Here is a 13,658-nt window from a genome sequence, read left to right on the forward strand (position 1 = left end):
CGGCGCGCATGAAGCGCCGGATTGGGCAGCCGGCCCGCAAACAGACAGGCAGAGACCATGGCGAGCAAGGCGAAAACCGAAGGCGGCATCCTCGAGACGATCAAGACAGTCGTCTATGCGCTGCTGATCGCGGGCGTGTTCCGCACGCTCTTCTTCCAGCCCTTCTGGATCCCGTCGGGGTCGATGAAGGACACGCTGCTGATCGGCGACTTCCTGTTCGTCAACAAGATGGCCTACGGCTATTCGCAATATTCCTGCCCCTTCGGCCTCTGCCCCTTTTCAGGCCGCATCCTCGCCTCCGAGCCCGAGCGCGGCGATGTGGTGGTCTTCCGCCACCCGGTGAACGGCTCGGACTTCATCAAGCGGCTGATCGGCCTGCCGGGCGACACGGTGCAGATGAGGAACGGCGTTCTCTTCCTGAACGGTCAGGAAGTCCCGCAGGAGCCCGTCGGAACCTTCGACGAGGTCTATGAGCAGCAGGGCCCGATGGGCAACCTGCCGCGCTGCGAGAACGGCCCTGTGGGCGAGGGCGGCATCTGCACCAAGAGCCGCTTCTCCGAGACCCTGCCCGGCGGCCGAGTGCATCATGTGCTGAACATCGACACCAACGGCTTCGGCGACAACACCGACGTCTTCACCGTGCCCGCCGGCCATTATTTCTTCATGGGCGACAATCGCGACAACAGCCAGGACAGCCGCTATGGCCAGGCCGTCGGCGGTGTGGGCTTCGTTCCGGCCGAAAACCTGATCGGCCGCGCGGACCGGATCATGTTCTCTTCGGCCGGGCGCTCGATGCTCTATTTCTGGACCTGGCGCGCCGACCGCTTCTTCAAGGCGATCGAGTGAAACTCTCCACGGATCTCCGGGCCTTCGAGGGCCGGATCGGGCACGCGTTCCGCGAGCCCGACCTGCTGCTTCGCGCGGTCACCCATGCTTCGCTCTCGTCCGCGACCCGGCCCGACAACCAGCGGCTCGAGTTTCTGGGCGACCGGGTGCTCGGCCTCGTGATGGCCGAGGCGCTGCTCGCCGCCGACAGGGCCGCGACCGAAGGTCAGCTCGCCCCCCGCTTCAACGCGCTCGTGCGCAAGGAGACCTGCGCCGCCGTCGCGCGTGAGGTGGGCCTGGGCGACGTGCTGAAGCTCGGCCGGTCCGAGATGCTGTCGGGCGGGCGGCGGAAGGAGGCCCTTCTGGGCGATGCCCTGGAAGCGGTGATCGCCGCGGTCTATCTCGATGCAGGGTTCGAGGCGGCGCGGCGGCTGGTGCTCGGGCTCTGGGGCGAGCGGATCGCGCAGGTCGAGGCCGACGCCCGCGACGCCAAGACGGCGCTTCAGGAATGGGCGCAGGCGCGCGGCCTGCCGCCGCCGTGCTACGAGGCCGTCGATCGCTCCGGCCCCGACCATGCCCCGATCTTCACTGTCGAGGTGCGGCTGGGCAACGGCGAGACGGAACGTTCGGCGGCCGGCACCAAGCGGGTGGCGGAACAGGCGGCGGCGCGGGCGCTTCTCGCGCGGATGGAGGCGAGAGATGACTGACACCACCCGCGCGGGCTTCGTGGCCCTGATCGGCGAGCCGAATGCCGGCAAATCCACCCTTCTGAACCGCATGGTCGGGGCCAAGGTCTCGATCGTGACCCACAAGGTCCAGACCACCCGCGCCCGCATCCGCGGCGTGGCGATGGAGGGCGAGACCCAGATCGTCTTTGTCGACACGCCCGGCCTCTTTCGCCCGCGCCGCAGGCTCGACCGGGCGATGGTCGCCGCCGCCTGGGGCGGGGCGGCCGATGCCGATGTGATCGTGCTGCTGGTCGAGGCGCACCGCGGCCTGACCGAGGGCACGCAGGCCATCATCGACGCGATGCGCGACCGCATCCCGCAGGGCCAGACCGTGGCGCTGGCGATCAACAAGATCGACCGGGTGAAGGCCGAGGTGCTGCTGGGCCTCGCGCAGGAGCTGAACGCGGCCTTCCCCTTCGCCGAAACCTTCATGATCTCGGCCGAGAAGGGCTATGGCGTGGACAAGCTGCGCCAGTGGCTGGCGGGCGTCCTGCCCGAGGGGCAGTGGTTCTACCCCGAAGACCAGATCGCCGACGTGCCGATGCGCGCCATCGCCGCCGAGATCACCCGCGAGAAGCTGACGCTCCGCCTGCACGAGGAACTGCCCTACCAGCTCACGGTCGAGACCGAGGCCTGGGAGGATCGCTCCGACGGCTCGACCCGCATCGACCAGGTGGTCTATGTCGCGCGCGACGGCCACAAGGGGATCGTGCTCGGCAACAAGGGCGAGACGATCAAGCAGATCGGTCAGGCCGCCCGCGCCGAGATCGCGGCCTTCCTCGAACGCCCCGTGCACCTCTTCCTGCAGGTAAAGGTGCGCCCGAACTGGCTGGAAGAGCCCGAGCGTTATTCCGAGATGGGCCTCGACTTCAAGGACGGCGATTGACGCCGCGGCTGACCGCCGACTTCTGGGTCCGCGCCTATCTGGCGCGGCTGCGGCTGGCCGACATCCCTGCCTTCGTGACCGCGAAGGGCGACGCCACCGCCGGCACCGTGCTGGTGAAATGCGCGACGCTGGACGGTCAGGCGCGGGCATGGCACCGCTCGTTCGACCTGATGACGGGGGCGCGGGCCTGGGTGGTGCTGGCCGAGGGCGCCGAGACCGAGGTGGATGCCGCAATCGCGCGGCAGCGGCGCTTCGATCCCGACCTCTGGGTGATCGAGATCGAGGACCGGCAGGGCCGCACGCTGCTGGATCAGCCGGGGCTTGCCGACTGAGCCGCCCGGCGGGATAGTGCCGCCATGCTGGAATGGCGGGACGAGGGCGCGCTTCTGTCGGTGCGCCGCCACGGCGAGAGCGCCGCGATCATCGAGGTTTTCACGGCCGCCCATGGCCGCCACATGGGCGTGGTGCGCGGTGGTGCCTCGCGCCGGCTCGCGCCGGTGCTGCAGCCGGGCGCGCAGCTTGACCTGACGTGGAAGGCGCGGCTCGACGAGCATATGGGCGCCTTCACGGTCGAGCCGCTGCGGGCCCGCACGGGGCTGTTCACGGATCGGCTGGCGCTGGCGGGGCTGAACGCGATCTGCGCCATGCTGCATGTGGTGCTGCCCGAGCGCGAGCCGCATGTCGGCCTCTGGCGCGAAAGCATCGAACTGATGGATGCGCTTGCGGCGCCGGGCTGGCCCGCGGCCTATCTGCGCTGGGAAATGCGGCTTCTGGAGGAGGCGGGCTTCGGCCTTGACCTCACCCGCTGCGCCGTGACCGGCAGCCGCGAGGATCTGGCCTTCGTCAGCCCCAGGACGGGCCGCGCCGTCGGTCGCGGGGCGGCGGGCGACTGGGCCGACCGGCTGTTCCCGTTGCCGCTGGCGCTGTTGGGGCAGGGGCCGGCCTCGGGCCCGGAGGTGCGGCAGGGCCTGGCCATCACTGGCCATTTCCTCGCCCGCGAACTGCCGCTGGCGGGCCGGCCGCTGCCCGAGGCGCGGGCGAGGCTGATCGACCTCCTCGCCCGCGGCTGATGTCATTCACGAAGCGCGAATGGCGCGACGGCTCAGTCGAGCAGGCGCCGCGCGATCACCTGCGCCTGGATCTCGGCCGCGCCCTCGAAGATATTCAGGATGCGCGCGTCGCAGAGGATGCGGCTGATCTGGTATTCCAGCGCAAAGCCGTTGCCGCCGTGGATCTGCAGCGCGTTGTCGGCCGAGGCCCAGGCCACGCGGGCGCCGAGCAGCTTCGCCATCCCGGCCTCGAGGTCGCAGCGTTGGCCGTGATCCTTCTCCCAGGCCGAGAAATAGGTCAGCTGCCGCGCCACCATGATCTCGACCGCCATCATGGCGAGCTTGCCGGCGACGCGCGGGAACTCGATCAGCGACTTGCCGAACTGCTTGCGGTCCTCGGCATATTGCATCCCCACCTCCAGCGCGCTTTGCGCCACGCCGATGGCGCGGGCGGCGGTCTGGATGCGGGCGCTCTCGAAGGTCTGCATCAGCTGCTTGAAACCCTGGCCCTCCACCCCGCCCAGCAGGTTCGCGCCCTTCACGCGGAAGCCGTCGAAGCCGATCTCGTATTCCTTCATGCCGCGGTAGCCCAGAACCTCGATTTCGCCGCCGGTCATGCCGGGGGTGGGGAAGGGGTTCTCGTCGGTGCCGGGCATCTTTTCCGCGAGGAACATCGACAGGCCCCGGTAGTCGGTCGTCTCGGGGTCGGTGCGGGCCAGCAGCGTCATCACATGGGTGCGCGCGGCATGGGTGATCCAGGTCTTGTTGCCGTTCACCACCCAGTCATCGCCCTCCTTCACCGCGCGGGTGCGCAGGCTGCCGAGATCCGATCCGGTGTTCGGTTCGGTAAACACCGCGGTGGGCAGGATCTCGGCGCTCGCGATCTTCGGCAGCCATTCCGCCTTCTGTTCCGGTGTGCCGCCGCAGAGGATCAGCTCGGCCGCGATCTCGGACCGCGTCCCCAGTGAGCCCACGCCGATGTAGCCGCGCGACAGCTCCTCCGAGACCACCACCATCGAGGCTTTCGAGAGGCCGAAGCCGCCGAACTCCTCGGGGATGGTCAGGCCGAAGACGCCCATCTCGGCGAGGGAGTCGATGATCTCCATCGGGATCAGCTCGTCCTTCATGTGCCAGTTGTGGGCATGGGGCGCCACGCGCTCGTCGGCAAAGCGGCGGAACTGGTCCCGGATCATCTCCAGTTCCTCGTCGAGCCCGGTCGCGCCGAAGGTCGCGCGGCCGTGGTTGTCGCGCATGAGCGCCACCAGCGCCGTGCGGGCGGCGGGCGTGTTGCCGGTGCGGATCAGGGCCTTCACCGCTTCGCCCGGATGACCGAGATCCACGCCGATGTCCTGCACCCGCGCGGTCTCGTTCTGGCTCATGGGAATGCCGCCGCGGATCTGGGCCAGATACTCGCCGAAGGCGATCTGCAGGATCAGCGCCTCGATCTCGCCAAAGCGGCCCTCGGTCTCAAGCCGGCCGGCCCAGGCGCGCATCTGGCGCAGCGACTCGACATAGGTCGCCAGCCACGACAGCGCATGGGCGGCATACTGGTCCTTTTCCAGCGCCGCCGACGAGACCTTGCCATTGACCGTGACCCGCTCCTTCAGGCTGGCGCGGGCAGTTTCCAGAAGCGCCTCGACCTCCGGCAGCGCCTCGGCCGTCAGCGACAGAAGATCGGCGAGAAGCGGCTGTTCGGTCATGGTCGATCCGTCCTTCGGCATGGCGTGACTCCTCATTTTGCGACTGCGTTGTCCTAATCACTTTGCAGTCGCAGCGCAACAAAAATGCGCGTGGGTGTCGTAGCGTGTAAGAATATGGCCCGTCCGATTCGGGTTCCACGAAAAAGGGGCGCCGAAGCGCCCCTTGGGTTCGTCCTGCCGATCGGGATCAGCCGATGGCCGCCGCCTTCACGTCCGCATCGATGTAGGGAACATATTGGGCAAAGTTGTTGGCGAACATCTCGACCAGCTTCTTGGCCTGCGCGTCGTAGGCCGCCGGATCGGCCCAGGTCGAGCGCGGGTCGAGCAGGCTGGAGTCCACGTCATGCACCGACACCGGAACCTCGAAGCCGAAGTTCGGGTCCTTGCGGAAGGTGGCGTTCGTCAGCGAGCCGTCGAGCGCAGCGGTCAGCAGGGCGCGGGTGGCCTTGATCGGCATCCGCTTGCCGGTGCCGTAGGCGCCGCCGGTCCAGCCGGTGTTGACCAGCCAGCAGGTCGCCCCGAGGCTGGTGATCTTCTCCTGCAGGAGCTTGCCATAGACCTCGGGCCGGCGCGGCATGAAGGGCGCGCCGAAGCAGGTCGAGAAGGTCGGCTGCGGCTCGGTCACGCCGCGCTCGGTGCCGGCCACCTTCGAGGTGAAGCCCGACAGGAAGTGATACATAGCCTGCGCCGGCGTCAGCCGCGCGATCGGCGGCAGCACGCCGAAGGCGTCGCAGGTCAGCATGATCACGTTTTTCGGATGGCCGCCCATCCCGGTCGCCGAGGCGTTGGAAATGTATTCCAGCGGATAGGCGCAGCGGGTGTTCGCGGTCAGGCTGTCGTCGTCGAAGTCGAGTTCCAGCGTTTCCTCGTTGTAGACCATGTTCTCGACCACGGTCGCGAACTTCGAGGTCGTGGCATAGATCTCGGGTTCGGCTTCGGCCGAGAGGTTGATTGTCTTGGCGTAGCAGCCGCCTTCGAAGTTGAAGGTGCCCTTGTCCGACCAGCCGTGCTCGTCGTCGCCGATCAGCGTGCGGGTCGGGTCGGCCGAAAGCGTGGTCTTGCCGGTGCCCGACAGGCCGAAGAACACGGCGGCGTCGTCGGTATCGCCGATCGCGTGGTTGGCTGAGCAGTGCATCGCCATCACGCCCTTGCCGGGCAGGATGTAGTTGAGGAGCGTGAAAACCGACTTCTTGTTCTCGCCGGCGTATTCGGTGTTGGCGATCAGGATCAGCTTCTTGTCAAAGTTCAGCACGATCACGGTGTCGGTGCGGCAGCCGTGGCGGGCCGGATCGGCCTTGAACGACGGGCAGTTGATGACCGTCCATTCCGGCACGAAGCTGTCGAGTTCGGTGCGCTCGGGGCGGCGCAGCATGTGGCGGATGAAGAGGCCGTGCCAGGCAAGCTCGGTCACCATGCGGACGTCAAGGCGCAGCTCGGGGTCAGCGCCTGCGAACAGGTCCTGCACGAAATAGGTGCGGCCCTTCATGTGCTCGAGCATGTCGGCATGGAGGCGGTCGAAGGCCGCCGGATCCATGGGAGCGTTGTTCTCCCACCAGATCGTGTCCTCAACCGACGGCGTGCGCACGACGAACTTGTCCTTGGGCGAGCGGCCCGTGAAAGCCCCGGTCGAGCAGAGGAAGGCGCCCCCGCGACCGAGCCGCCCCTCGCCGCGCTTCACCGCGGCCTCGACCAGCGCGGGCTCGATGAGGTTGTAATGAACCTCTCCAAGTCCAGTGATGCCTTGTGCGTCCAGCGTCTGGGCTGGGTTCACGCGTCCAAAATTCATACTGCAAGCTCCCCGATGCCGCCCGAGCGGCTGTTTCCGGTCCTCCAACGGCATCCCGGGCCAATAGGATACCGGTCAGCCCCCGGAGACGGGTGCCGACAGCAAAGGGTATAGCATGTCCCGGCCAAGCGACAACAGAGTGACAGCAAGGCGTTAGCGCAACCAGCGACAGGTTGGCGCAACTGATGGGCGATGACCGAGGCAAATTAGTCATTCCTTTGCATAATCGACCTCATCGTGAGGCGCGGGAGGCCGCCGATTCGCAGAAGGCTATTGATTCCTTCGGCGGAAATCTGATCATGAAGCGCATTTCGGTCACAGGCAGTTGGAGTTGGGAATATGTCCAGGATCGCCCTCGTCGATGACGACCGCAACATCCTGACTTCGGTTGCCATGACGCTCGAGGCTGAAGGGTTCGAGGTCGAGACCTACAATGACGGTCAGTCGGCGCTCGATGCCTTCAACAAGCGGATGCCGGACATGGCGGTGCTCGACATCAAGATGCCGCGCATGGATGGCATGGACCTCCTCCAGCGCCTTCGGCAGAAGACGGCGATGCCGGTGATCTTCCTCACCTCGAAGGATGACGAGATCGACGAGGTGCTCGGCCTGCGCATGGGGGCCGACGACTATGTCAAGAAGCCCTTCTCGCAGCGCCTTCTGGTCGAGCGGATCCGCGCCCTTCTGCGCCGCCAGGACGCGCTCGCCGGCGGCGAGGCGGACGTTCAGGAAGACAACCGCATCCTGGAGCGCGGCAACCTGCGCATGGATCCCCTGCGCCACGCCGTCAGCTGGAAGGGCATCGACGTTTCGCTCACGGTGACCGAGTTCCTGCTGCTTCAGGCGCTCGCCCAGCGGCCGGGCTTCGTCAAGAGCCGGGACCAGCTGATGGATGTGGCCTATGACGATCAGGTCTATGTCGATGACCGGACCATCGACAGCCACATCAAGCGCCTGCGCAAGAAGATGCGCACGGCCGACCCGGACTTCGCCGCCATCGAGACCCTCTACGGCATCGGCTACCGCTACAACGAGGAGTGATGGTGCGCGAAGGGGCGGGGCCATGACCGTCACGCCGACCCTGGGCCGTCCCGAGCCGGAAGGCGCGCAGTCGCGCACCGGCGACGTGCTTCTTGGAGAAGACTGGATCGCGCCCGACGTCGAGGGCGATCCCCTGCTTCTGAAGACCAGGGGGCGGCGCGGCATTGTCCTGCTGAACCGCTCGCCCCTTGCGCGCAAGATCATCATCTTCAACCTGCTCGCGCTCGTCATCCAGGTGTCGGGCGTGCTCTTCACCAATCCGTTCCGCGAGAACCTTGTGCTCCAGCGCGAGCGGGCCTTGGTGTCCGAGGCGCGCCTCGTGGCCAATGTGTTCGAGGCGCGGCTTGCCGCCGTGCCGGGTGCGACGCTCGACGCGCCCATGGGGATCGACATCCCGGCGGCCCTTGCCGCTGTCGCGGTCGATCCTTCCATCGATCTCTTCATACTGGACACGTCGGGCGAGGTCGTGGCGGCGGACCGCGGAACGCGGCAGCCGAATGTCGACGAGCAGCGGTCCACCCTCATCACGGACTTCCTCAACGGGGTCTGGGAGGCGGTGTCCAGCACCTTGTCCTGGCAGGAGGAGCCGCAGGGCGAGATCGACGCAGTGGCGCTGGCGCGGCAGGTCTTCGCGGGCGCGCGCGAGGGGCGCGTCAGCATCAACACGGGCCGGGACCGGAACGGCGGGGCGCTGTTCTCGGTGGCGGCGCCGATCCTGGATGGCGGCCGCGTGACCGGGGTGGTGGCGATCACCTCGGCCGCGGGCGAGATCGACCGGCTCGTCCGCCACGAGCGCGAGCAGATCCTGCAGATGTTCGTGGTCGCGCTCTTTGTCTCGATCGGGCTCAGCCTCGTGCTGGCCTCGACCATCGCCAACCCGCTTGCGGACCTCGCGGCGGCGGCGGAGCTGGGACGCGACCGGGACGCGCGCAGGATGGCGCCCGGGCGGGTGCGCATTCCCGACCTGACCGCCCGTCCCGACGAGATCGGACGCCTCTCGATCGCCATGCGCGGCATGGTGGCCGCCCTCTATGACCGGATCGACGCCAACGAGCAGTTCGCCTCGGACGTGGCGCACGAGATCAAGAACCCGCTCGCTTCGCTGCGCTCGGCCGTGGGGACCCTCCGGCTGGCCAAGCGCGACGAGCAGCGCGAAAGGCTGCTGGATGTGATCGAACATGATGTGCGTCGGCTGGATCGGCTGGTCAGCGACATTTCCAATGCCTCGCGGCTGGACAGCGAACTGGTCAAGGAAGAGGAGGAAGAGTTCGACCTGTTGCGCACCCTCTCGAACCTCGGAGAGTATCTCGGGAAGCAGGCGGCCGAGAAGGGGGTGGATTTCATCGCCGATCTGCCGGCCGATCCGATCCGCATCCGGGGGCTCGAGGCGCGGCTTGCGCAGGTGTTTGTCAATCTCATCACGAACGCGCTTTCGTTCTGCGAAGAGGGCGATGCCGTGAGGGTCTGGGCGCGCCGCCGCGAGAACCGCGTTCTGGTGGTGGTCGAGGATACGGGGCCGGGCGTGCCCGAACAGGCGCTCACCAAGATCTTCCGCCGCTTCTACTCGGAACGTCCGGCGGGCCAGTTCGGCAATCACTCGGGTCTCGGGCTTGCCATCTCCAAGCAGATCGTCGAGGCGCATGGGGGTGTGATCTGGGCTGAGAACATCCGCCCGACCAGCGCGGACATCACCTCCGAGCCGCTGGGCGCCCGCTTCGTGGTCGGTCTGCCGCTGTGAGCGGGCAGGGCCGCACGATCCTTCATGCCAGCTGCATCGCGCTCGACCGGCGGGCGCTGCTGATCCTCGGGCCGTCGGGTGCCGGCAAGTCGTCGCTCGCGCTCGAGATGATCGGGCTGGGCGCGCTGCTGGTGGCCGACGACCGGACGGAACTCGAGCGTCAGGGACAGGATCTGATCGCCCGCAGTCCGCCGGCGCTTGCCGGACTGATCGAGGCGCGGGGCCTGGGCATCCTGCGCGCCCCGTCCATTCACGAAGCGCGAGTGGCGCTGGCTGTCGATATGGGCAGGCGCGAGACGGAGCGTTTGCCACAGATCCATAACATTCAGGTGCTCGGAGTGCCTCTCGACCTTGTGCTCGGGCAGGAAGGCAGCCATTTTTCCTCTGCGCTTCTGCTCCGACTCCGATCGGGGCGTGTCGCCTGAACGCAACTGATCTTGGACCTTATGTCAGAGCCTGCGCAGGAATACCGGCTCGTGTTGGTGACCGGCCCTTCGGGAGCGGGTCGAACGACGGCGGTCAATGCGCTCGAGGACATGGGCTACGAGGTCATCGACAACCTGCCCCTGTCCTTCGTGCCCCGACTGATCGAGGGGCCCGCAATCGGGCCGCCGATCGCGCTGGGGCTTGACGTGCGCAACCGCGACTTCAACGCCACCGCCCTGATCGAGCTGATCGACGGGCTGACGCAGGATGCCCGCGTGCAGCTCGAGGTGCTCTATGTGGATTGTTCGGCCTCGGAACTGATCCGCCGTTACAGCCAGACGCGGCGGCGGCATCCGCTCGCCCCGGCCGAAACGCCGGCCGAAGGGGTGGAACGCGAGATCGACCTGCTCGCGCCCGTGCGTGCGCGCGCGGACCACCTGATCGACACATCCGAGATGTCGCCCCACGACCTCAAGGCCGAGTTGGCCCGCTGGTTCGACCGGGGTGCGGCAACCCGCCTTGCGGTATCGGTGCAGTCCTTCTCCTACAAGCGGGGCGTTCCGCGGGGGGTGGACATGATCTTTGACTGCCGGTTTCTGAGAAATCCCTACTGGGTCGAAAGCCTGCGCGCGCTCGACGGGCGCGATGCCGCCGTTGAGGACTACATCCGCTCGGACCCGCGTTTCGCCCCGTTCCTCGAGAAGCTGCGCGAGCTTGTGCTGTTCCTGCTGCCGGCGCAGCTCGAAGAGGGAAAGGCGCATCTTTCCATCGGCTTCGGCTGCACGGGCGGGCAGCACCGCTCGGTTGCGGTGGCCGAGATCCTGGGCAAGGCGCTTGCGGAGGCCGGCTGGCCGGTGTCAAAACGGCACAGGGAACTGGAACGCAGGGCGGCCGCGGTGCTCCCCACGCATCAGGGTGAGAAGGCGTGATCGGTATCGTCATCGTTGCGCACGGCGGTCTGGCCAGAGAGTATCTCGCGGCGGTCGAGCATGTGGTGGGCAAGCAGGAGGCGATGGCTGCCATTGCGATCGAGGACGATCATGACCGCGCCGCGAAGCAGGCCGAGATCAGCGCCGCCGCCCGCGCGGTCGATCGGGGGGCGGGCGTGGTCGTGGTGACGGACATGTTCGGCGGCTCGCCCTCGAACCTGTCGCTGCCCGCCTGCACCGCCCGTGATCGGCGGATCATCTACGGCGCCAACCTGCCCATGCTCATCAAGCTGGCCAAGTCGCGCGAGCTGGCCGTGCCCGAGGCGGTGGCGCTGGCGCTGGATGCGGGCCGGAAATACATCAACAGCCTTGATCTTGGCGGCGGGATGGAATGATTGAACGCGAACTTCTGATTGTGAATGAAAAGGGCCTGCATGCGCGAGCCTCGGCAAAGTTCGTCGAGGTGGTCGAGCGGCATGACGCGCAGGCCGAGGTGTCCAAGGACGGCATGGTGGTGTCGGGTGACTCCATCATGGGGCTCCTGATGCTCGCCGCGTCGCGTGGGACCTCGATCCGGGTCAAGACCGTGGGGACCGAGGCCGCCGCTCTGGCCGATGCGCTCTCGACGCTGGTCGCGGACCGCTTCGGCGAGGATATGTAGCCGGCCGGCGGATCAGCGCGTCGGCACCGGCGTTTCGCCCCGATAGTCGTAGAATCCGCGATCGGTCTTGCGGCCGAGCCAGCCCGCCTCGACATACTTCACCAGAAGCGGGCAGGGCCGGTATTTCGTGTCCGCGAGCCCGTCGTGCAGCACGTTCATGATGGCCAGGCAGGTGTCGAGCCCGATGAAATCAGCCAGCTCCAGCGGCCCCATCGGGTGGTTCGCCCCGAGCTTCATCGACTCATCGATCGAGCGGACCGAGCCGACTCCTTCATAGAGCGTATAGACGGCCTCGTTGATCATCGGCATCAGGATGCGGTTGACGATGAAGGCCGGGAAGTCCTCGGCGCTGGCGGCGGTCTTGCCGAGGTTCTGCACCACCTTCAGCAGCGCCTGATAGGTCGGATCGTCGGTCGCGATGCCCCGGATCAGCTCGACGAGCTGCATGACCGGCACGGGGTTCATGAAGTGAAAGCCCATGAACTTCTCGGGCCGATCCGTGCGCGAGGCCAGCCGCGTGATCGAGATCGAGGAGGTGTTCGATGTCAGGATCGTGTGCGGCAGCAGATGCGGCACCAGATCCTCGAAGATTGCCTGCTTCACCGTCTCGCGCTCGGTTGCGGCCTCGATCACGAGATCGGTTTTCGCGATGTCGGTCAGCGTCAGCGTGGTGCGGATGCGCGCGAGGGCGGCGGTCTTCTCTTCCTCGGTGATCTTTCCGCGCGAGACCTGCCGTTCCATGTTGCGGTCGATGATCGAGAGGGCCTTGTTCAGCCCCTCGGCGCTGATGTCGTTCAGCAGAACGTCGTAACCGGCCAGCGAGAAGACATGCGCGATGCCGCTGCCCATCTGTCCCGCGCCAACGACGCCGACCTTGCGGATCTCCATGATGTCCCTCCTGCTGACCCGGGCGAACAATAGGCGCGGTGCCGCGGCGCACGCAAGGGCGGCTCCGGTCCGCAAGCTGGTGAAACTTCGCATCGAATGCAGCTTTTAGGCATTTGGCAACGCCTCGCCGCCATCGTGACGGGTGGGTGAACTATCAAGGTGGGTGTCATGGCGTTCGCATATCAGGGCGAGGGCGCGCTGGACTATTTTCCGTGCCGATATGGCGCGTCGAAACTGCTGTTCCGCGGGCCGCGTCGAAGTCTGGAAGGAAGCTTTTGTGCCGTTCTCGGGGGGACGGAGACCTACGGGAAATTCGTGTCGCGGCCCTTCCCCGATCTGCTGGAGGAGGCGACGGGGCTGCGCATGGTCAACCTCGGCTGCATGAATGCCGGGATCGACGTCTTCCTGAACGACCCGACGGTGGTGCAGATCGCCAGCCGGTCGTCGCTGGCCATCGTGCAGGTGGTGGGGGCGGCGAACCTGACGAACCGGCTCTACGCCGTGCATCCTCGGCGGAACGATCGGTTCCTGTCAGCCTCGGCGGTGCTGCAGGCCATGTACCGCGAGGTGGACTTCGCCGATTTTTCCTTTACCCGGCACATGATGCAGACGCTTCACGCCGTCTCGCAGGGCAAGTTCGAGCAGGTGGCGGTCGAGTTGCGGGCGGCATGGGTGGCCCGGATGCGCACGCTTCTGGGCCGGATCGCCGCGCCGACGCTGCTTCTGTGGATCGCCGACCACGCTCCGCCGCACAGGCAGCCGCTGACACCGGATGTCGCGCCCTTGCTGATCGACGCCGACATGATCGCGGCGGTGCGGCCCCACGCCACAGACTACCTCGAGGTGGTCATTTCGGCCGAGGCCAGCGCCGCAGGCACCGCGGGAATGCGCTTTCCTCCCCTTGATGCGCCCGTGGCGGCCGAGGTGCCGGGGCCCGCGGTGCACGCCGAGGTGGCGGCGGCGCTCGCCCCGGTTCTGATGCGGCTGATATGAAACGGGCG

At 67.1% G+C, this 13,658-nt stretch carries 15 protein-coding genes; 12 read left to right on the forward strand and 3 right to left on the reverse strand.

Translation table 11 applies throughout. The annotated features are described in order from the left end of the window. The first annotated feature begins 57 nt into the window (after positions 1-57). Genes lepB through recO form a run of 5 tightly spaced genes read left to right on the forward strand, consistent with a single transcriptional unit; the run spans position 58 to position 3,509 of the window. Positions 58-846 carry a signal peptidase I gene (gene lepB / locus FG154_RS04300; protein WP_145104682.1) on the forward strand — a complete coding sequence of 263 codons (789 nt, stop codon included), beginning with the start codon at positions 58-60 and terminating at the stop codon, positions 844-846. Further along, positions 843-1,532 (forward strand): ribonuclease III, encoded by a 690-nt coding sequence (gene rnc, locus FG154_RS04305; protein ID WP_145104684.1) that lies wholly within the window; start codon positions 843-845, stop codon positions 1,530-1,532. The genes lepB and rnc overlap by 4 nt, the downstream gene beginning before the upstream one ends. Next, the gene (gene era / locus FG154_RS04310) at positions 1,525-2,439 is read left to right on the forward strand and encodes a GTPase Era (protein ID WP_145104686.1); all 915 of its coding nucleotides are present in this window, start codon (positions 1,525-1,527) and stop codon (positions 2,437-2,439) included. Before rnc ends, era begins: the two co-directional genes overlap by 8 nt. Beyond that, positions 2,436-2,771 (forward strand): DUF1491 family protein, encoded by a 336-nt coding sequence (locus tag FG154_RS04315; protein ID WP_145104688.1) that lies wholly within the window; start codon positions 2,436-2,438, stop codon positions 2,769-2,771. The genes era and FG154_RS04315 overlap by 4 nt, the downstream gene beginning before the upstream one ends. Before the next feature lie 24 nt (positions 2,772-2,795). Then, entirely contained in the window at positions 2,796-3,509 is a 714-nt protein-coding gene (gene recO / locus FG154_RS04320) for a DNA repair protein RecO (RefSeq protein WP_145104690.1), read from the forward strand. A 32-nt stretch (positions 3,510-3,541) separates the two neighbouring features. On the opposite strand, the gene FG154_RS04325 is transcribed toward recO, so the two are convergent. Together FG154_RS04325 and FG154_RS04330 are read right to left on the reverse strand one after the other, a co-directional pair. Next, positions 3,542-5,209: an acyl-CoA dehydrogenase family protein gene (locus FG154_RS04325; RefSeq protein WP_145104692.1), complete on the reverse strand. Its 1,668-nt coding sequence runs from the start codon at positions 5,207-5,209 to the stop codon at positions 3,542-3,544. Between the two features lie 166 nt (positions 5,210-5,375). After that, positions 5,376-6,974, reverse strand: coding sequence for a phosphoenolpyruvate carboxykinase (locus FG154_RS04330; protein ID WP_145104693.1), 1,599 nt, complete (start codon positions 6,972-6,974; stop codon positions 5,376-5,378). 339 nt (positions 6,975-7,313) lie between these two features. On the opposite strand from FG154_RS04330, the gene FG154_RS04335 reads away from it, so the two are divergent. The 6 genes from FG154_RS04335 to FG154_RS04360 are packed head-to-tail and all read left to right on the forward strand — an operon-like array spanning position 7,314 to position 11,769. Further along, positions 7,314-8,015: a response regulator transcription factor gene (locus FG154_RS04335; RefSeq protein ID WP_145104695.1), complete on the forward strand. Its 702-nt coding sequence runs from the start codon at positions 7,314-7,316 to the stop codon at positions 8,013-8,015. Between the two features lie 22 nt (positions 8,016-8,037). Beyond that, positions 8,038-9,753 (forward strand): sensor histidine kinase, encoded by a 1,716-nt coding sequence (locus tag FG154_RS04340; RefSeq protein ID WP_145104697.1) that lies wholly within the window; start codon positions 8,038-8,040, stop codon positions 9,751-9,753. Next, entirely contained in the window at positions 9,750-10,178 is a 429-nt protein-coding gene (locus FG154_RS04345; RefSeq protein WP_145104699.1) for an HPr kinase/phosphorylase, read from the forward strand. The genes FG154_RS04340 and FG154_RS04345 overlap by 4 nt, the downstream gene beginning before the upstream one ends. 21 nt (positions 10,179-10,199) lie before the next feature. After that, positions 10,200-11,108: an RNase adapter RapZ gene (gene rapZ / locus FG154_RS04350; protein ID WP_011909511.1), complete on the forward strand. Its 909-nt coding sequence runs from the start codon at positions 10,200-10,202 to the stop codon at positions 11,106-11,108. Next, positions 11,105-11,503: a PTS sugar transporter subunit IIA gene (locus FG154_RS04355; protein WP_145104701.1), complete on the forward strand. Its 399-nt coding sequence runs from the start codon at positions 11,105-11,107 to the stop codon at positions 11,501-11,503. The genes rapZ and FG154_RS04355 overlap by 4 nt, the downstream gene beginning before the upstream one ends. Further along, complete coding sequence (locus tag FG154_RS04360) at positions 11,500-11,769, forward strand: HPr family phosphocarrier protein (RefSeq protein WP_145104703.1); 270 nt, start codon at positions 11,500-11,502, stop codon at positions 11,767-11,769. The genes FG154_RS04355 and FG154_RS04360 overlap by 4 nt, the downstream gene beginning before the upstream one ends. 12 nt (positions 11,770-11,781) lie before the next feature. Here FG154_RS04360 and FG154_RS04365 read toward each other — a convergent pair whose 3' ends face one another. Next, a complete protein-coding gene (locus FG154_RS04365) occupies positions 11,782-12,657 on the reverse strand; it encodes a 3-hydroxybutyryl-CoA dehydrogenase (RefSeq protein WP_145104705.1) in 876 nt (291 codons plus the stop codon). 168 nt (positions 12,658-12,825) lie between these two features. On the opposite strand from FG154_RS04365, the gene FG154_RS04370 reads away from it, so the two are divergent. Next, on the forward strand, positions 12,826-13,650 hold the full coding sequence (locus FG154_RS04370; protein ID WP_145104707.1) for a DUF6473 family protein: 825 nt from the start codon (positions 12,826-12,828) through the stop codon (positions 13,648-13,650). The last annotated feature ends 8 nt before the right edge of the window (positions 13,651-13,658 follow it).

Source organism: Cereibacter sediminicola (genome assembly GCF_007668225.1).
GTDB lineage: Bacteria > Pseudomonadota > Alphaproteobacteria > Rhodobacterales > Rhodobacteraceae > Cereibacter_A > Cereibacter_A azotoformans.

Coding starts and splice junctions, on each gene's coding strand:
- lepB (WP_145104682.1), top strand. CDS start 58: ATGGCGAGCAAGGCGAAAACCGAAGGCGGCATCCTCGAGACGATCAAG.
- era (WP_145104686.1), top strand. CDS start 1,525: ATGACTGACACCACCCGCGCGGGCTTCGTGGCCCTGATCGGCGAGCCG.
- recO (WP_145104690.1), top strand. CDS start 2,796: ATGCTGGAATGGCGGGACGAGGGCGCGCTTCTGTCGGTGCGCCGCCAC.
- FG154_RS04325 (WP_145104692.1), bottom strand. CDS start 5,209: ATGCCGAAGGACGGATCGACCATGACCGAACAGCCGCTTCTCGCCGAT.
- FG154_RS04330 (WP_145104693.1), bottom strand. CDS start 6,974: ATGAATTTTGGACGCGTGAACCCAGCCCAGACGCTGGACGCACAAGGC.
- FG154_RS04335 (WP_145104695.1), top strand. CDS start 7,314: ATGTCCAGGATCGCCCTCGTCGATGACGACCGCAACATCCTGACTTCG.
- FG154_RS04340 (WP_145104697.1), top strand. CDS start 8,038: ATGACCGTCACGCCGACCCTGGGCCGTCCCGAGCCGGAAGGCGCGCAG.
- rapZ (WP_011909511.1), top strand. CDS start 10,200: ATGTCAGAGCCTGCGCAGGAATACCGGCTCGTGTTGGTGACCGGCCCT.
- FG154_RS04360 (WP_145104703.1), top strand. CDS start 11,500: ATGATTGAACGCGAACTTCTGATTGTGAATGAAAAGGGCCTGCATGCG.
- FG154_RS04365 (WP_145104705.1), bottom strand. CDS start 12,657: ATGGAGATCCGCAAGGTCGGCGTCGTTGGCGCGGGACAGATGGGCAGC.
- FG154_RS04370 (WP_145104707.1), top strand. CDS start 12,826: ATGGCGTTCGCATATCAGGGCGAGGGCGCGCTGGACTATTTTCCGTGC.